Below are 18,024 nucleotides of genomic sequence, written 5' to 3'. Positions count from 1 at the left end.
CCGCAGGGGAACGCTCGGGTACGGCGGGCAGAGCGAGCTGCCGCCGGCCGGGACCGGCCTCCAGGCCCGCACGCCCGGACGGCGGGCGAGCGATACACCGACTATCCGGCCGCTACCCGGGGATGTCCCTGGACCGCCACTGTCTTCATCAGGAGGAGATTCGGCCATGAACGCTCCCGCCGGGCTGCTCTACTTACTGAGCGTTGGGAAGGAAAAAGAACTGATCCTCCGCGTGCACGACACGATGCCCGCGACTGAGGACCTGGTCACGTGGATGGAGCAGGGCAGCGTGGTGCCACTCCACGTCTCCCACGAGGGGGAGCCGAGCAGCTTCACCTACGTGGTCAACTTCACGCACGTCGTCGGAGCACGGCTCGCTCCTTATACAACGACGCGGATAAGCAGCTTTTGAGCTGAAGTGTCAGCGGGAACCGGCCGTGCCATGGCAGCTGCGTCCGCAAGTGCGGCACAACGCCGCCCGCGATTGTCGACCATGCACCGTGGCTGCCCACAACCGCAGACTGGTGCCGCCGAAAGATGATCGCTAGTCTCGCCGTCCGTGCAGGAAACCCTCTCTTTCGGACCGCCTGAGGGTCCGCCTCGCGCGAGGAGATCACGGTGGCTTTGGCCGGCCCTGGGCCTTACGGCCGTCGTGGGTTTGAGCTCTGGGGCGTACGGCGCCATCGAGCTCAAGCGGGAGCTCGACCGGCCCCCGACCGACTCAGAGCTGCACGCCGTGTCGGTGCAGGAGATCGCGCTGCGGTGGCGCACCAGGTCGGCGGGCGAGATCTTCCCGGCCACCGTCGACTCTGGCTCGGGTGGGACGAAGGAACTGGCCGTCCGTGTCGGGATCGCTCCGCAGGCGTCCTGCAGCAAGGCCCTGGACGCGGTGATCGCGAAGGTGGCCGTGGCCGACGGCTGCACGACCGTGCTGCGCGCCACCTACCTGGACAAGACTCAGACGCTGGTGACCACGGTAGGCGTCGCCGTCTTTCCGGACGAGGCGTCGGTGTGGAAGGTATCCCGAGTCGTGTGGGGGAACAGTGCGAGCCGGGGTGTACGTGCCGTGGCCTTCCCCGGCACGCTGTCGGCCCGGTTCCGCGACGCCGCTCGGCAGCGGTTCTTCATGACGAACTACGCCAACTATCTGATCTTCGTCAGCGGGGGATACGCCGACGGCCGGCCCAAGGTCAGGCTGGACCGGCCCCAGCTGTTCATGTTCGGTGACCAGATCGCCGCGCAGGTGGGCGGACGGCTGCAGACCTATGTGGATCCATGCACGGTCAAGGGGGTCGTCACATGCTGAAACGCACGCTCTCCCTGCTGGTCGCGGCCATGCTCCTGCCCGCCGCGCCGGCCTCGGCCGCCGACGACGACGTGTTGGGACAGCTTGCCAGGGATTTACAGGCCGCCCACCGCCTCGCCACTGGCAAGGGCGTCACAATCGCGATCCTGTCCGACGGCGTGGACCCGGGGCTCCACGAACTCTCCGGCCGCCTGAAGATCGCTCCGGACCTGGTCAAAAGAACCGAGCCGGACCAGCGCGTCGGCACCCTGCTGGCCTCGGCGATCGCAGGAACAGGCACGATCGCTGGCCGGCCGATCAAGGGCATCGCTCCCGCCGCGACGATCCTTTCCGTCCGGGTACGGCCCTCGTCAACGGCCGCGTACAAGAAGTTCCTCCAGACCGACGCGCTGGACAAGGTGGCCACCGGCCTCCGCTACGCGACAGATCACGGGGCCAAGGTCGTCTTCATCGAAGAAGGGCGCGGAGCCGCGGCCAACACCGCCAAACTGGCGCAGGCCGTCGACTACGCCCTGCGCAAGAACGTCGTCATCGTGGCCGAGGCCTCGCGGCTGGTCACCTATGAGGGGAAGCCGACCCCGCCCGAGTCGCTGTCCTATCCGGTCGCCCTCCCGGGCGTCATCGGTGTCGGCGCCACCGACGAGAAGGGACGACCGCTCACCAAGATGTCGGCCCGCAACTCCACCGTGCTGCTGTCGGCGCCGGGGACACGGCTGAACGTCACAGGCGACGGCAACCAGAGCCGGTGGTACATCTACGGACCGCCCACCGCCGCGGCATGGGTGGTCGGCACCGCGGCCCTCATCAAAGAGAAGTACCCCAAGCTCTCACCCGCGTGGGTGGCTCAAGCCCTCACCGTGTCAGTACGACACCGGCCCAGAGGTGGATACGACGCGACCGTCGGCAACGGCATCCTCAACCCGGTCGAAGCACTCAGGCAGGCCGCCCGGTTGAACCGGCTTCCCGGCTCGGCCCCGCCGAGCAAGTACGCGGTACGGTCCACGACCCGCTTCGGCGGCCTGCCGGACTCTCCGATCAAGGCCGTACAGTGGGACGAAACCAAGCTGATCCGCTACGGCTCCATCTCCAGCGCCGGATTCCTCCTGCTCGCGATCTCTCTTGTCATCGCTGCCGTGTCCATGGTCCGTAGGCGCAGGGAACGCTTGGAAAGCACCGTCCCAGGTGGTCCGCTGACGGACCGCTCCCTCGGGACACCGCCCGCGGTAGCCGAATCCGGCGGGATGAACCACCGCCCTGAGTGACTTGTGAGGTGCGACAGCGCTCTCCAGTACGGTCCACATGATCACCAGATTGGACGACGGCGCTGCCCGAATTCGGCATCACACGCCCGGCACCCCCGACAGCTGGGTGATCAATACATACCCCGCATGCCGACATTGGACGTGCCGGCCTATGAGATGAGCTCAGGACAGCAAGCACTGTCTCCAGGAGGAGAGGGGGAACACTTCGACCACTTCTCAATGGCGGAGAGTGAGTACGGCCCGAGCCGCCTGATGACGCGCCGCCGAGAGTTCGGCCGATATGGCGTCGATGTCAGCCTCGTCCATGATGATCGCCGCCTCTCGCGGTTTACGTGTATCCATCATCGCGATCCGAAGATGCGTGGGCGGATGAGTCGTGTCGATGGACGACATACGCAGGGCCGAGACCCGCAGCCGGCGCAGCCGCTCGGTCTGGGGGACCGAAGCGATGTAATCCCGCAGTTCCTGCCAGAGGTCGACGTCGCTCTCCTGATTCAGCGCGCGGTAGAACCCTCCCTTCTGATGCAGGGCGGTCTGACGCTGGAGCAGGGTTTCGACGCTCTCGTGCAGGGCCAGGGCTTCCAGCATCGATCTGGTCGCCGCCGACGAGGCCACCCGCGCGGCGAGGTCGTCGGCCAGGTACTCGGCTCGCTGCCCGCTGCGCAGCGTGAGACGGTGCAGCGACAAGAGGACCAGGCTGGTGACCTTGTGCGGGATGAACAGCAGCGCCGCGGCGGTGACGGAGGCGAGTGTCGAGAGGAGGTCCGAGCCCGCACTGACGATCCTGCTGGGATGGGTGACCTCGTACCACTGCTCGAGAGCTGCGGAGGCCGAGTGCAGCCACAGACTGCGACGGCTGTCGCCGTTGCGGGAATGCCCGAACTCGTGCCCCAGCAAGGCGACCCGCTCCTGCGGGCTCAGCACCTCCCACAACGCCAGGCCGATCGTGAGAACGGTACGCCGGCGCAGCCCAACCCTGCCGAAAGTCGCGTTGTAATCCGGGGTCACGCGGATCATGTCGGCGGGCCCCACCCCCAGCTCAGCGGCGACCCGATCGGCGAGACCGTAAAGACGAGGTGCCTCGGCCCGGCTCAGCGACCACTCATCCCGCCGAAATCTCCCCAGCCTCGGCCGCAGAGAGAAGGCGACGACCAGCCCCAGCACGCCAAGAACCCGGGCCAGGAATATCCCGTTGATCACGAGCCATATCGATCCGGCTACGAGAACCACGGTGCCCAGGTGCACCACACCTGCGATGACCATAGCGGCGGCCCCCGCTCGGTCCCGCCCGTGGGCCGGCTCACGCGCACTGCTGACCTCGGCGTACAGCCGTTCGACGGCCGCCCGGTCGGCAGCGCGGCGTCTGTCCTGCCATCGACGCCTTCGCCGGATGGGCGTGGCAGCCGTCTCCGCCAGCGGGTCGACGTTCCAGTCACATGCCGGGCACCAGGCGCTGAACCGGGGGTCCGTCGAGACGGGGGCGGAGCACGAGGGACAGATGCTGTCGGACGGGGACGTCATGACGCAGATCTTGCCGAAGAAGGAACGTGTAGCGGGACGAATTTGGGTACGCGCCGTAGATCGTGCGACACCAGGTTCCTGAACTCACCCCGATTCTCAAGCAGCGGACTGGTGCCGAACTGGACCTGAGGCGGCAGTGGCCGCAGATCTTCCGTGTTCAAGCAACCGGGAATGATCGTCCAGGTCGAACCTGCATGCTGTCGATGTGGACTGATCTCTGTCACCTGGTCAGGGCTGGCCCACTAACGAATGGCTAACAAACGATCAAGAGGCCAGGTCCCGCATCACGGGAACTGGCCTCTGAGCTGGTACTTCGTGGTGGGGCTACCAGGACTTGAACCTGGGACCTCTTCCTTATCAGGGAAGCGCTCTAACCGACTGAGCTATAGCCCCGCACCGCGCAACGAAGGTTACCGCATCCCGTTTCCGGTGGCGAATCCGTCGTTCCGAACGAGGAAAAGCTTACCGTGTCCGGGCCCCTGGTCGTGCCATCGAGGCGCATCCGTACGGCGGGCCGCTCGTGTGGGCGGCCTGCCGTACCGATGGTCACTCGGCTTCGCTGAAGGTGACCTCGACACCGCCCACGAGATCCGCGGAGATGTTGTAGATCACGGCGCCGAGGGTGGACAGCGCGGTGATGAGCACGACGTTCAGCGCGCCCAGCAGAGCCGCGTACCCGAGGATGCGGACCGGCTCGAACCAGCTCGCGATGTCGATGGTGCCGGCCCCGGCACCACCGGCGCCGCTGGTGAGCTGGTTGACGGTGTCGGTGATCGAGGAGAAGACGCCGAGCGCCGACAGCACGCCGTACAGCACGGCGACGGCCACGAACAGCACGACGAAGCACACCAGCGACACGACGAAGCTGAACTTCATCGCCGACCACGGCTCGATCCTGCGCAGGACCAGGTGGGCCTTGCGCGGCGGGCGCACGCCGAGCTTCTTGTCCTTGTCCTTCTTGGAGGACTCGGGGCGGTCTGCGGCCGGGCCGAAGCTCAGGCCACGTACGGAGCCGCCGTCCGCCGAGGGCCGACCGTTGTCCACAGACGGGCGGGCGTTGTCCACAGGGGGTGTGGACGCACCGAGGCCGGTGGGCCGGGGATACTGCGCGGTCGCCCCGCCGCCGTCGGATTTGCCGTTCTCGGACGCGCCGTCCGTGGCCGCCTGCCGCTTCCATGGCTGGTCGCCGGCCGAGGTCCGGATGCGCATGGTGTCGTCGGCCTTCGCCTTGTCGGCGGCGGTCACGTCATCTCCTTCGGAAGCCACCTTGGCGACGCTACCGCCATCGTGCGTCCGCGCGGTAACGCCGTTCGAAGACGACGCCGGGCGGGCGCCCGTGGGTCTCTGCTTGCCGCCGGGTGTACGCGGCCCGCCGGTGTCACTCATGCCACGCCCTCGTCTGACGGCTCGGGTGCGCATCCGCGAATCGCGCTGTGCTCAGCGATTCGCCCGCTACGCTCGCTCATGCCTCGCCTCCTGCCCCGTTCTCCTCGGTCTCCAACGACTCGGCGTTGCGAGCGAGGGCCACAACGCTGTCACCCTCGGCCAGGTTCATCAGGCGGACGCCCATGGTCTGGCGGCCCGACTGCTTGATCTCGCCGGCGCTGGTACGGATCACCCCGCCGGCAGAAGTGATCGCGAAGACCTCGTCCTCGGGACGCACCATGACGGCTCCGACCAGCTTGCCACGAGCGCTGACGATCTTGGCCGTCAGTACGCCCTTGCCGCCCCGGCCCTGGACCGGGTACTGGTCGGCGGGTGTCCGCTTCGCATACCCACCCTCGGTCGCGATCAACACGTCATCGCCGTCGCTCATGACGTTCATCGCGAGAAGTTCGTCACCGTCGATGAAGCGCATGCCGATCACACCGCTGGTCGCGCGGCCCATCGGGCGCAGCGCCTCGTCCGAGGCGGTGAACCTGATCGACTGCGCGTTCTTGGACACGAGCAGCAGGTCATCACCCTCGGAGACGAGACGGGCGGCGATCACCTCGTCATCTTCGCGCAGATTGATCGCGATCAGGCCACCGGATCGCGGCGAATCGTATTCGGAAAGCCGCGTCTTCTTCACCAGACCGCTGCGGGTCGCCAGCACCAGGTAGGGCGCGACGTTGTAGTCCCGCAGGTCGAGGATCTCCATCACGTGCTCATCGGGCTGCATGGCGAGCAGGTTCGCCAGGTGCTGGCCGCGGGCGTCCCGCCCCGAGTCCGGCAGCTCGTACGCCTTGAAGCGGTAGACCCGGCCCTTGTTGGTGAAGGCCAGCAGCCAGTGGTGCGTCGTGGTGACGAAGAAGTGCTCCACGATGTCGTCCTGGCGGAGCTGCGCGCCCCTGACCCCCTTGCCGCCACGCCGCTGCGCCCGGTAGAGGTCGGTGCTCGTCCGCTTGGCGTAGCCACCGCGCGTGATCGTGACGACCACGTCCTCCTCGGCGATCAGGTCCTCGATGGACATGTCGCCCTCGTACGCGGTGATCTCGGTCTTGCGCTCGTCGCCGTACCTCGCGACGATCTCCCCGAGCTCGTCCGACACGAGCCGGCGCTGCCGGGGCTCGGAGGCCAGGATGTCCTGGTAGTCGGCGATCTGCGCCATCAGGCCGTCGTACTCGTCCTGGATCTGCTGCCGTTCCAGCGCGGCCAGCTTGCGCAGCTGCATGTCCAGGATGGCCTGCGCCTGGACCTGGTCGATGTCCAGCAGCGTCATCAGGCCGCCCTGCGCCTCGGCCGCCGACGGCGACCGCCTGATCAGGGCGATGACGTCGTCGAGCCGGTCGAGCGCCTTGAGCAGACCGCGCAGGATGTGCGCCCGCTCCTCCGCCTTGCGCAGCAGGAACCGGGTGCGCCGGACCACGACCTCGATCTGGTGCGTGATGTAGTGCCGGACGAACTGGTCGAGCCGCAGCGTCCGCGGCACGCCGTCCACCAGCGCGATCATGTTCGCGCCGAACGTGGTCTGGAGCTGGGTGTGCTTGTAGAGGTTGTTCAGCACGACCTTGGCGACCGCGTCGCGCTTGAGCACGATCACGAGCCGCTGGCCGGTGCGCGAGGACGTCTCGTCGCGGACGTCCGCGATGCCGGTGACCTTGCCGTCCCTGACCAGCTCGGCGATCGTGAGCGCGAGGTTGTCCGGGTTCACCTGGTACGGCAGGGCCGTGACGACCAGGCACTGCCGGCCCTTGGGGTCCTCCTCGACCTCGACGACGGCCCGCATGATGATCGAGCCGCGGCCGGTGCGGTAGGCGTCCTCGATCCCGCGGCGGCCGACGATCAGCGCGCCGGTCGGGAAGTCGGGGCCCTTGACCCGCGCGAGCAGCCCGTTGAGCAGCTCCTCGTCGGTGGCCTCGGGGTTGTCGAGCGCCCACTTGACGGCCTCGCCGACCTCCCGCAGGTTGTGCGGCGGGATGTTCGTGGCCATGCCGACCGCGATGCCGGCGGACCCGTTGACCAGCAGGTTGGGGAACCGCGACGGAAGGACGACCGGCTCCTGTGACCGCCCGTCGTAGTTGGGCTGGAAGTCGACGGTCTCCTTGTCGATGTCCCGGAGCATCTCCATGGCGATCGGCGCGAGGCGGCACTCGGTGTACCGCATCGCGGCGGCCGGGTCGTTGCCCGGCGAGCCGAAGTTGCCCTGGCCGTCGACGAGCGGGTAGCGCAGCGACCACGGCTGCGCGAGCCGTACGACGGTGTCGTAGATCGACGTGTCGCCGTGGGGGTGGTAGGAGCCCATGACGTCACCGACGATGCGGGAGCACTTGAAGTAGCCGCGGTCGGGCCGGTAGCCGCCGTCGAACATCGCGTACAGCACGCGGCGGTGCACGGGCTTGAGGCCGTCGCGGACGTCGGGCAGCGCGCGGGACACGATGACGGACATCGCGTAGTCCATGTAGCTGCGCTGCATCTCGGCCTGGATGTCGACCGGCTCGATGCGATCGGCGGGGGGCCCAGGCGGCGTGTTCACTTCCGTCACGAAAAGTCCTTCTGGTCGGCCGCGCTGCTCAGACGTCGAGGAACCGGACGTCGCGGGCGTTGGTGATGATGAAGTTCCTGCGGGCCTCGACGTCCTCGCCCATCAGCACGCTGAACAGGTCGTCGGCCTGGGCGGCGTCGTCGAGGGTGACCTGGCGCAGGACCCGGGTGTCGGGGTTCATCGTGGTGTCCCACAGCTGGGCGGCGTTCATCTCGCCCAGACCCTTGAACCGCTGCACGCCGTCGTGGAGCCGGGGGTCGCGCCGGCCGCGGGCGACGCCGTCCTCGATGATCGCGTCCCGCTCCCGGTCGGAGTACGCGTACGACGCGTCCTCGCCCTTGCGGTCCCACTTGATCTTGTAGAGCGGCGGCTGGGACAGGTAGACGTGCCCGGCCTCGATCAGCGGGCGCATGAAGCGGAACAGCAGCGTGAGCAGCAGCGTGGTGATGTGCTGGCCGTCCACGTCGGCGTCGGCCATCAGGATCAGCTTGTGGTAACGCAGCTTCGAGATGTCGAACTCGTCGTGGACGCCGGTGCCGAGAGCCGTGATGAGCGCCTGGACCTCGTTGTTCTTGAGGACCTTGTCGATCCGGGCCTTCTCGACGTTCAGGATCTTGCCGCGAAGCGGGAGGATCGCCTGGAACTTGGGATCGCGCCCGCCCTTGGCCGAGCCGCCGGCCGAGTCGCCCTCGACGATGAACAGCTCGCACTTCTCCGGCTCCGACCACTGGCAGTCGGCCAGCTTGCCGGGCAGGCCGCTGCCGCTCTCCAGCAGCGACTTGCGCCGGGTGAGGTCGCGGGCCTGCCGGGCCGCGATGCGGGCGCGGGACGCCTGGAGCGACTTGTTGATGATCTCCTTGGCCTCGCCCGGGTTGCGCTCGAACCAGTCGCGCAGGTGGTCGTTGCAGGCCTTCTGGACGAACGACTTCGCCTCGGTGTTGCCGAGCTTGGTCTTGGTCTGGCCCTCGAACTGCGGGTCGGCCAGCTTCACCGAGATGATCGCGGCCAGGCCCTCGCGGACGTCGTCGCCGCTGAGGTTGTCGTCCTTGCCCTCCTTGAGGAACTTCTGCTCGCGCGCGTAGCGGTTGACGATGCTGGTCAGCGCCGCGCGAAAGCCCTCCTCGTGGGTGCCGCCCTCGGCCGTGTTGATCGTGTTGGCGAACGTGTAGACCGACTCGCTGTAGGAGGCGTTCCACTGCATGGCGATCTCGACCGAGATGCCGTCGCCGTGCTCCTCGAAGTCGATGACCGAGTTGTGGATCGGGTCCTTCTTCGAGTTCAGATGGGTGACGAAGTCGGACAGGCCGCCCTCGTAGTGGTAGGTGACCACCTTGGCCGTGCCGTCGATGATGTGGTCGGGCCGCTCGTCGGTCAGCGTGATCTTCAGGCCCTTGTTGAGGAAGGCCATCTCCTGGAATCGGCGCGCCAGCGTCTCGAAGTTCCAGGCGGTCGTCTCGAAGATGTCCGGGTCGGGCCAGAAGCTGATCGTCGTGCCGTGCTCGTCGGTCGGCTCGCCCTTCTCCAGCGAGGCCGTCGGCTTGGCCATCACGTACTTCTGCCGCCACACGTGGCCGTCGGTGCGGACCTCGACCTCCAGGCGCGTCGACAGCGCGTTGACGACCGAGGCGCCCACGCCGTGCAGGCCGCCCGAGACGGCGTACGACTTGCTGTCGAACTTGCCGCCGGCGTGCAGCACGGTGAAGACGACCTCGACGGCGGGCCTGCCCTCGGCGGCGACGATGCCCACGGGAATACCGCGTCCGTGGTCCATCACGCGCACGCCGCCGTCGGCGAGCAGGGTGACCTCGATCAGGTCGTTGTAGCCGGCCAGGGCCTCGTCGACCGCGTTGTCGACGATCTCGTAGACGAGATGATGCAGCCCGCGCTCACCGGTGGAACCGATGTACATGCCGGGGCGCTTGCGGACCGCTTCCAGCCCTTCGAGAACGGTGATAGAGCTAGCGTCGTAGGACAAGTGCGAAATCCTCCTGCCGCGGACACGCGGCGGGCGGCACCGTGGATTGGCTGCCCCTGCCGTGCCCGTCACCGTCGTGAGTGCCCCGATGCGCGCACCCAGGGAAATCGGCCCATGGGACCGGGGTGACGCAAACCGGACGTGTCCTTGAGTCCGTTTACATTCTACCGGTCCGATGGACATCAAGTGGCATTCACGGGGGCTGTGATGCCCTGTCGCTTGATGATCATGTTTCTGAGCACCCCCCACACGGAATGGGGGTCGGAGCCTCAGACGCGATTTTGGGCCGGTTCGGGCTCTCCTCGGGTCGGTTCTCGGATCGCCGGGCGCCGGTGCGGGCCCCGGACGGCGCTCGCCGCGGCGCGCTCAGCCGTACGTGTCGCCCGGCCCACGGCTTCCGCGTACGCGCAGGCCGCCCTCCGGGCGGTGCCCCACGCCGGGGCCGTGCACCTTGACGCGGGTCACGGTGCCGTCGCCGAGCTCCTCGTTCAGCCGCCTGACCAGGGTGGACGCGAGCAGCCGGACCTGGGTCGCCCAGGCGGTCGAGTCGGCGGCGACCATCACCTCACCGTCCTCGAAGCTCTCCGGCCTGGTGTGGGCCGCCAGTTCGGGGCCGACGATCTCCGCCCAGCGGCCGAACACCCCGCCCACCGCGACCGGCTGTTCCCATCCCCGGGCCGCGAGCAGGTCGCGGATCGCGCGGCCGAACGGCAGCGGGTCGCCGGAGTCACGCCGCGGGGCGCCCGAGCCGGAGCGGCGGCGCGGCTCGGTGCGCGGGAGCTGCCCCCGCTTCAGCGCGTCGGCCTTCGCCTGGGCCAGCTTCTCCCGTGCCAGCGCGGCGCCCCGCGCGGCCGAGCCCTGCGGGGACTGTCCACCGCCTGTGGATATCTCATCGGACACGGGTCACGCTCCCTTCCATCACGTCGAACCGGGCGCCGGCCAGCTCGGGCGGCACGTCGTCCGGCACCGCCGCCGTGATGAGCACCTGCTCGGCCGGGGCGACGATCTCGGTGAGCCGCCTGCGGCGCTGACCGTCCAGCTCGGCGAAGACGTCGTCCAGGATCAGCACGGGGTCGCCGCCGTCGGCCCGCAGCAGGTCATAGGCGGCCAGCCGCAACGCGAGGGCGAACGACCACGACTCGCCGTGGCTCGCGTAGCCCCGGGCCGGCAGCTCGCCCAGCCGCAGCAGCAGGTCGTCGCGGTGCGGGCCGACGAGGGTCACGCCGCGTTCGAGCTCCGCCTGGCGCGCCTCCGCGAGACCCGCCCGCAGGTGCTCGGCCAGTAGTTCCCGGTTTGTCCCCAGGGTGGGGATATCTGTGGATAACCCCGACGGCCGGTATTCGAGATCGGCGAGTCCCGACGACGGGGCGAGAGTGGCGTACGCCTTCGCCGCGAGCGGACGCAGCGCGTCCACCAGGGCCAGCCGTGCCGCCAGCAGTTCCGCACCGTGGCGCACCAGGTGGGAGTCCCAGACCTCGAGCGTGCTCAGGACGTCTCCCGCCCCGGCGGCGGCGAAGGCCGCGTCGTCCTCCTGCCTGCGGCCGCCGCGCCGCCGTCCCGCCCGCGTCGCCGCGGCCGTACGCAGGAGCGCGTTGCGCTGCTTGAGCACGCGCTCGTAGTCGGCACGCACGCCCGCCAACCTGGGAACGCGGGCGACGAGCAGGTCGTCCAGGAAACGGCGGCGCTCGGAGGGGTCGCCCTTGACCAGTGCGAGGTCCTCCGGGGCGAACAGCACGGTCCGCAGCAGCCCGAGGGCGTCGCGCGGCCGGGGGACGGGCGAGCGGTTCACCCTGGCCCGGTTGGCCCGGCCCGGGTTGATCTCGATCTCGATCAGCGCACGGCGGTCGTCCCTGACCACGGCCGCGCGCACGATCGCCCGCTGCGCGCCGTGCCGTACGAGCGGCGCGTCGGTGGCCACGCGGTGGCTCGAATGGGTCGCGATGTAGCCGAGCGCCTCGACCAGGTTGGTCTTGCCCTGCCCGTTCGGCCCGACGAACGCCGTCGCCCCCGGCTCCAGCACGAGTTCGACCTCCGGATAGGACCGGAAGTCGGTGAGGGACAGGCTCGCCACGTGCACCCCGCCAGGCTAGTGCCGGTGCCCGGCCTTCGTGTCCCGGCCACGACGCGCTGTGGAGAAACGGCGCGTTGTGGAGAAGCGGGCGAGAGCGGGGTGTTCGTCCACAGCCTGTGGATGATCGACGCCGCCGGCCCGCGGTCAGGCCGCATCACCCCGGACGAACCCCGGCATCCACACCCTTGTGGACGAACGGGAAGCCGCGTGGGGACGCCGAGGTCCGGCCGCGCGTCAGCCCTCGGCCTCCACCGGCGGGGTGACGTCGGCGCCCGGGGCGTCGGCGCCCTTGCCGGTCTGGCCCTCGACCGAGGCGACCGCGTGGCCGCCGAACTGGTTGCGCAGCGCCGCGACCATCTTCATCGCCGGGGAATCGGCCTGGCGCGAGGCGAAGCGGGCGTACAGCGCGGCCGTGATGGCCGGCAGGGGCACGGCGTGGTCCACGGCGGCCTGGACCGTCCACCGGCCCTCGCCGGAGTCCTCCGCGTAGCCCTTGAGCTCGGTGAGGTCGGGGTCCTCCTCCAGCGCCCGCACCAGCAGGTCGAGCAGCCAGGACCGGATGACCGTGCCGTGCCGCCAGCTCTTGAACGTCTCCGGGACGTTGGTGACGACGTCGCTGGCCTCGAGCAGCTCCCAGCCCTCGGCGAAGGCCTGCATCATGCCGTACTCGATGCCGTTGTGGACCATCTTCGCGAAGTGGCCCGCGCCCACGCTGCCCGCGTGGACGAAGCCGTCCTCGCCCTCGGGCTTGAGCGTCTCGAAGATCGGCATGAGCCGGCGGACGTGCTCCTCCTCGCCGCCGGTCATCAGGGCGTAGCCGTACTCCAGGCCCCAGACGCCGCCGCTGACGCCCACGTCGACGAAGCCGATGCCGCGGGTGCCGAGTTCGGCCGCGTGCCGCTGGTCGTCCAGATAGTGCGAGTTGCCGCCGTCGATGACGATGTCACCGTCCGACAGCAGGTCGCGCAGCTGCTCGACCGTGCTCCGCGTCGGCGCCCCGGCGGGAACCATGACCCAGACCGCGCGCGGCGCCTGAAGCCTCTCGACGAGGTCCTTGAGGCTGCCGACGTCGCTGATGGAGGGATCGCGGTCGTAGCCGACGACCTCGTGGCCGCCGCGCCGCAGCCGCTCGGCCATGTTCCCGCCCATCTTGCCGAGCCCGATCATGCCGATCTGCATCTGAGCCACCCCTCAACCTCTGCGTCGTCCACCGAGGCACGCGTACCCATGCATCAGGGGTCCATGCCCGCAGGAGATCGTACGCCCGGGGTGTTCGGGCCGCGTCAGCTGGACAGGCGGATGGGCATGATGAGGTAGCGGTAGTCCTCGCTTCCCCCGTCGTCCACAGGCTTGCCCCCGGTGAGGATGGCGGGCTTGGTCGGCGTGGTGAACTGGAGCCGCGCGACGTCGGAGTCGATCGCCCCCAGGCCCTCCAGCAGGAACTGGTGGTTGAAGGCGATGTTGATCTCGTCGCCGTCGAACTCGACCGGCAGCGCCTCCACGGCCTGCGCCTCGTCGCCGCTCCCGGCCTCCAGGACGACCTCTCCGCCGCGGAAGGCCAGCCGTACGGGGGTGTTGCGCTCGGCGACGAGCGCGACGCGCTTGACGGCCTCCACGAACGAGGCTGTGGACAGATCCGCGCGCGCGGAGAACTCGGTGGGCAGCAGGGAGCGGTACTTCGGGAACTCGGGGTCGAGCAGCCGGGTCGTCGTCCGCCGTCCGGAGCTGGAGAACCCGATCATGCCCTCGCCGGTGCCGCCGGCCCGGCTCAGCGCGATCTCGACCTCGGCGCCGGTGCCGCCCAGCGCCTTGGCGGTGTCCGCCAGCGTACGGCCGGGGATCATCGCCACGGCCTGGAAGTCCGGCTGCTCGGGCTGCCACTTCAGCTCGCGTACGGCGAGACGGTAGCGGTCGGTGGCGGCGAGGGTCACGGTGTCGCCCTCGATCTCCATCCGTACGCCGGTGAGCATCGGGAGGGTGTCGTCCTTGCCCGCTGCGACGGCCACCTGGCCGACGGCGGAGGCGAACACGTCGCTGCCGACCCGTCCGGCGGCGGGAGGCATGGCCGGCAGGGAGGGGTAGTCCTCCACAGGCATGGTGAGAAGTGTGAACCGGGCGCTGCCACAGGTGACGACGGCCTTGGCGCCGTCCACAACCAGTTCGACGGGCTGTGCGGGGAGCGCGCGGGTGATCTCGGCGAGGAGCTTGCCCGAGACGAGCACTACGCCCGGCTCACCGGTCTGCAGGTCGAGGGTCACCTCGGCGGAGACCTCGTAGTCGAAGCCGGAGAGCTTCAGCCGCTGGTCGTCGGTCACCTCCAGCCGCATGCCGGCGAGCACCGGCACCGAGGGACGGGCCGGAAGGCTCCGTGCCGTCCACGCGACGGCCTCGGCGAGCACGTCGCGATCGATCCGGAACATCACGTGGATCAGCCTCCTGGGTGTCGCTGCTTCGTCAAGTCTTCACTCTCCCGCACCTGTGTGCCTCCAGAACCCCTTCTATGGTTCTTGAGTTCCTTAGGGAGAGAGATACAAGTCGTCCTAATAGGAAGTGTGGATATGTGGATGTCGAGCATTTTCGCAGCTCAGCGGAGCTGATTCATCCACTGCCCGTGTGGGGGAACCGTGGACGGACCCCCTGTGGACTGTGGGTGGTCCCGCTGTCCCCACAGCCGTTCCCCAGGCGAGCGCCCCTCTGTCCACGAGTAATCCACGAGGTTTCCACCGGTTGTCCACGGGGTAAAAGGGACAGCTGAGCTGTGTGTGACGAGTACGCACAGGGCATCCCCAGCTCGTCCACGGGTATTCCCCAAACCATCCCCAGGTTCTCCCCAAACTTTTCCCCAAGTGGGGACGGCGCGTTGGCGGGCCGGAGAGGGTGGGGGTAACGCACGGAGCCGCCGCCGAGGGCCGGCATTTTTGATCCACAGAGTTATCCACAGCTGTGTACTAAGCGTTGCGTGCGCGCTGCTTGATCCGTGTCGTCAGCTCGTTGACCTGGTTGTACATCGAGCGCCGCTCGGCCATGAGCGACCGGATCTTACGCTCCGCGTGCATCACTGTGGTGTGGTCGCGCCCGCCGAACTGCTGGCCGATCTTCGGCAGGGACAGGTCGGTCAGCTCGCGGGCCAGGTACATGGCGATCTGGCGGGCGGTGACCAGGGCGCGCGAGCGTGAGCTTCCACACAGGTCGTCGAGCGATACACCGAAGTACTCGGCGGTTGTGGACATGATGAGGGAGATGGTGATCTCCGGGCTCGCGTCCTCGCTGATGAGGTCCTTGAGGACGATCTCGGCGAGCTGGATGTCCACAGACTGCCGGTTGAGGCTGGCGAACGCCGTGACCCGGATGAGCGCGCCCTCGAGCTCGCGGATGTTGGTCGCGATGCGGCTGGCGATGTACTCCAGCACGTCGGGCGGCGCGGCCAGGCCCTCCTGGATCGCCTTCTTGCGCAGGATCGCGATGCGGGTCTCCAGCTCGGGCGGCTGGACGTCGGTGATCAGCCCCCACTCGAACCGGTTGCGCAGCCGGTCCTCCAGCGTCACGAGCTGCTTGGGCGCCCGGTCGCTGGAGATGACGATCTGCTTGCTGGCGTTGTGGAGAGTGTTGAAGGTGTGGAAGAACTCCTCCTGCGTCTGCTCCTTGCCCTCGAGGAACTGGATGTCGTCCACGAGGAGGATGTCCACAGCCCGGAAACGGGAGCGGAACCCGTCGGCCTTGTGGTCGCGGATGGAGTTGATGAAGTCGTTGGTGAACTCCTCGGAGCTCACGTACCGCACCCGGGCGCCGTCGTACAGGCTCTGCGCGTAGTGGCCGATCGCGTGCAGCAGGTGGGTCTTGCCCAGCCCGGAGTCGCCGTAGATGAACAGCGGGTTGTACGCCTTGGCGGGGGCCTCGGCGACCGCGACGGCGGCGGCGTGCGCGAAGCGGTTGCTGGCGCCGATGACGAACGTCTCGAACGTGTACTTGGCGTTCAGCCGGGCCGGCTCGCCTGAGGTGCGGCCGCCGCGGGAGTCCCAGCGGTTCTGCCCGGCGCCGGGAACAGGGCCGGGCACGGGACCGGACACGGGGCCCGGCACCGGCTCGGGCTTCGGCGCGGCGGGCGGCTCGGGGGAGTAGCCGCCGGGCCGCTGCGGATGGTCCGGCGGGGACATGTGCTGCGGAGGCTGCGGATACTGCTGGCTCTGTGGATAGTGCGGCTCGGCGTCGCGCCGGATCGGGCCGTCCTCACTTAACGGGAAGCGCGGGGCCTGGGGGCGAGGCTGTGGATAATCTGTGGACGGCGCCTGTGGACGATGGTCGGCCGGCGGCGCCACGGCGGGGTCCGAGGCGGCGGGCAGGCCGGCGCCGGGATCGACCATCACGGCGATCCGCACGGGCCGGCCGAGCTCCTGCGACAGCGCATGCACGATCAACGGGCGCAGCCGTACCTCGATGACCTCCTTGGCGAAATCGTTGGGGGCCGCCAGGAGAATCGTGTCGTTGATGAGGCCGGAGGGCTGCGTCATCTGGAGGAACGCGCGCTGCTGCCCCGAGACGCCCTCGTCGAGCAGGGTCCTGAGCGCCCGAGCCCATACAGCGTTGAGATCGACGCCTTCCATGGCTCGGCCCCTCCTCTCGTTGCGCGGCCCCGCTCGCCCGCCGCGATCCGTGTCGTTTCCCGGTCCTGTACGCCTCGCCGCACCGGCCCTCGTCCGGCTGCCATCCACATATGATCCACATGATGTGCACAGCCCGTGCATCCTCCCCGGGCACATTCACGCTGGTGGGGGGAAGGGCCGGACGGCCGACGGTAGCGGTGTGCGCAACCTGCGTTCAAGGCGTTGTCCACAGCCTAACGGGCCATGGTCGCTCGCCGTACTCGCTTGCCGTCACGGGTGCCGGTTTGACCTGACGTACGGTGGGCCCGTAACGTGTCCCGGTCGGCTAATCACGCGACGGCTATTTCGCATGCCCGCGCATATGACGAGCCGTGACCATGGAATGTACCGCGCCCGCGGAACGCCGCGGACGTGCCTGAAGCCTGGAGCCCACCCGTGAGCAAGCGTACTTACCAGCCGAACAACCGTCGCCGCGCGAAGACCCACGGCTTCCGGCTGCGCATGCGCACCCGGGCCGGCCGCGCCATCCTGGCCGCGCGCCGCCGCAAGGGCCGCGCCGAGCTGACGGTCTGACGATCAGACGCCGCCCGCCCGTGTCGAGCGGAGCGGGCGGCCATACGTCGAGGAAGGCCCGGTGCTGCCGTCCGCGTCCCGCATGCGGCGGGGTGACGAGTTCGCCGACGCGATTCGCCGTGGGCGGCGCGCCGGGCGTCCCACCCTGGTCGCACACCTGAACCTGCGTGACGCCGACGAGCCACCGCTGGTCGGCTTCGTCGTGAGCAAAGCGGTCGGTGGCGCCGTGGTGCGGAACCAGGTCAGGCGCAGGTTGAGACACCTCGTGCGGAGCCGCCTGCCACTGTTGCCGAGAGGTAGCCTTCTGGTGGTACGCGCCAATCCACCGGCCGCGTCCGCGCGCAGCGAGCACCTGGCCGCCGAACTCGACGTCGCGCTGAGTCGTTTACTCCGGCGGCGCGGGTCCGATTCCCGGACCCCGACGGATGGACGGTCATGACAGCGCAGCAACCGACCCCGGCCGTGGTGCCCGGGGAGGCCGATCGGCCCGCGACCGGGCCGGTCGCCCGCGTGCTGCTCGCGATCATCCGGTTCTACCGCGCCTTCATCAGCCCGATGCTGGGGCCGAGGTGCCGGTTCGAGCCGTCCTGCAGTGCCTACGGTCTGGAAGCCGTCGCCGTTCATGGAGCGGCGCGCGGGGTCTGGCTGACCGTCAGGCGTATCGGACGGTGTCACCCGTTCCATCCCGGAGGTTTCGACCCGGTGCCCCCACGCCGAGTCCGGTCTCACGACGAAACGCAAGGGAGCTAGC

At 68.9% G+C, this 18,024-nt stretch carries 15 protein-coding genes and 1 tRNA gene; 6 read left to right on the top strand and 10 right to left on the bottom strand.

Going from position 1 to position 18,024, the window contains the following annotated elements; genetic code table 11:
- The first annotated feature begins 166 nt into the window (after positions 1-166).
- The 3 genes from ABZ860_RS21660 (at position 167) to ABZ860_RS21650 (ending at position 2,568) form a co-directional block, all read left to right on the top strand.
- Positions 167-412, top strand: coding sequence for a hypothetical protein (locus ABZ860_RS21660; RefSeq protein WP_357222699.1), 246 nt, complete (start codon positions 167-169; stop codon positions 410-412).
- A gap of 246 nt (positions 413-658) precedes the next feature.
- Positions 659-1,306 carry a hypothetical protein gene (locus ABZ860_RS21655; protein ID WP_357222697.1) on the top strand — a complete coding sequence of 216 codons (648 nt, stop codon included), beginning with the start codon at positions 659-661 and terminating at the stop codon, positions 1,304-1,306.
- Positions 1,300-2,568 carry a S8 family serine peptidase gene (locus ABZ860_RS21650; protein WP_357222695.1) on the top strand — a complete coding sequence of 423 codons (1,269 nt, stop codon included), beginning with the start codon at positions 1,300-1,302 and terminating at the stop codon, positions 2,566-2,568. Before ABZ860_RS21655 ends, ABZ860_RS21650 begins: the two co-directional genes overlap by 7 nt.
- A 216-nt stretch (positions 2,569-2,784) precedes the next feature.
- Here ABZ860_RS21650 and ABZ860_RS21645 read toward each other — a convergent pair whose 3' ends face one another.
- From ABZ860_RS21645 to dnaA, 10 genes are all read right to left on the bottom strand, one after another.
- Positions 2,785-3,816: a M48 family metallopeptidase gene (locus tag ABZ860_RS21645; protein WP_357222693.1), complete on the bottom strand. Its 1,032-nt coding sequence runs from the start codon at positions 3,814-3,816 to the stop codon at positions 2,785-2,787.
- Between the two features lie 589 nt (positions 3,817-4,405).
- Positions 4,406-4,482, bottom strand: a tRNA-Ile gene (locus ABZ860_RS21640).
- A gap of 153 nt (positions 4,483-4,635) precedes the next feature.
- Positions 4,636-5,334 (bottom strand): DUF3566 domain-containing protein, encoded by a 699-nt coding sequence (locus ABZ860_RS21635; RefSeq protein ID WP_357222691.1) that lies wholly within the window; start codon positions 5,332-5,334, stop codon positions 4,636-4,638.
- A gap of 217 nt (positions 5,335-5,551) precedes the next feature.
- Positions 5,552-8,053 (bottom strand): DNA gyrase subunit A, encoded by a 2,502-nt coding sequence (gyrA, locus tag ABZ860_RS21630; protein WP_357222689.1) that lies wholly within the window; start codon positions 8,051-8,053, stop codon positions 5,552-5,554.
- Positions 8,054-8,081: 28 nt separating this feature from the next.
- On the bottom strand, positions 8,082-10,028 hold the full coding sequence (gene gyrB, locus ABZ860_RS21625) for a DNA topoisomerase (ATP-hydrolyzing) subunit B (protein ID WP_357222687.1): 1,947 nt from the start codon (positions 10,026-10,028) through the stop codon (positions 8,082-8,084).
- Positions 10,029-10,394: 366 nt separating this feature from the next.
- The gene (locus ABZ860_RS21620; protein ID WP_357222685.1) at positions 10,395-10,928 is read right to left on the bottom strand and encodes a DciA family protein; all 534 of its coding nucleotides are present in this window, start codon (positions 10,926-10,928) and stop codon (positions 10,395-10,397) included.
- Positions 10,918-12,105 carry a DNA replication/repair protein RecF gene (recF, locus tag ABZ860_RS21615; RefSeq protein ID WP_357222683.1) on the bottom strand — a complete coding sequence of 396 codons (1,188 nt, stop codon included), beginning with the start codon at positions 12,103-12,105 and terminating at the stop codon, positions 10,918-10,920. The genes ABZ860_RS21620 and recF overlap by 11 nt, the downstream gene beginning before the upstream one ends.
- Positions 12,106-12,333: 228 nt before the next feature.
- Positions 12,334-13,278 (bottom strand): phosphogluconate dehydrogenase (NAD(+)-dependent, decarboxylating), encoded by a 945-nt coding sequence (gnd, locus tag ABZ860_RS21610; protein ID WP_357222996.1) that lies wholly within the window; start codon positions 13,276-13,278, stop codon positions 12,334-12,336.
- Positions 13,279-13,382: 104 nt separating this feature from the next.
- On the bottom strand, positions 13,383-14,522 hold the full coding sequence (dnaN, locus tag ABZ860_RS21605) for a DNA polymerase III subunit beta (protein ID WP_357222682.1): 1,140 nt from the start codon (positions 14,520-14,522) through the stop codon (positions 13,383-13,385).
- Positions 14,523-15,047: 525 nt separating this feature from the next.
- Complete coding sequence (dnaA, locus tag ABZ860_RS21600) at positions 15,048-16,700, bottom strand: chromosomal replication initiator protein DnaA (protein ID WP_357222680.1); 1,653 nt, start codon at positions 16,698-16,700, stop codon at positions 15,048-15,050.
- A 435-nt stretch (positions 16,701-17,135) separates the two neighbouring features.
- Here dnaA and rpmH point away from each other — a divergent pair, with 435 nt between their 5' ends.
- The 3 genes from rpmH to yidD all read left to right on the top strand — a co-directional run bounded on the left by rpmH (position 17,136) and on the right by yidD (position 18,023).
- Complete coding sequence (gene rpmH, locus ABZ860_RS21595; RefSeq protein ID WP_015772801.1) at positions 17,136-17,273, top strand: 50S ribosomal protein L34; 138 nt, start codon at positions 17,136-17,138, stop codon at positions 17,271-17,273.
- 61 nt (positions 17,274-17,334) lie between these two features.
- Complete coding sequence (rnpA, locus tag ABZ860_RS21590) at positions 17,335-17,712, top strand: ribonuclease P protein component (protein ID WP_079314209.1); 378 nt, start codon at positions 17,335-17,337, stop codon at positions 17,710-17,712.
- Positions 17,709-18,023: a membrane protein insertion efficiency factor YidD gene (gene yidD, locus ABZ860_RS21585; RefSeq protein ID WP_079314210.1), complete on the top strand. Its 315-nt coding sequence runs from the start codon at positions 17,709-17,711 to the stop codon at positions 18,021-18,023. The genes rnpA and yidD overlap by 4 nt, the downstream gene beginning before the upstream one ends.
- Position 18,024: the final 1 nt, after the last annotated feature.

It is taken from the genome of Microbispora sp. NPDC046973 (assembly GCF_040644495.1).
Lineage (GTDB): Bacteria > Actinomycetota > Actinomycetes > Streptosporangiales > Streptosporangiaceae > Microbispora.
This window is presented reverse-complemented; position numbering and strand designations above follow the sequence as displayed.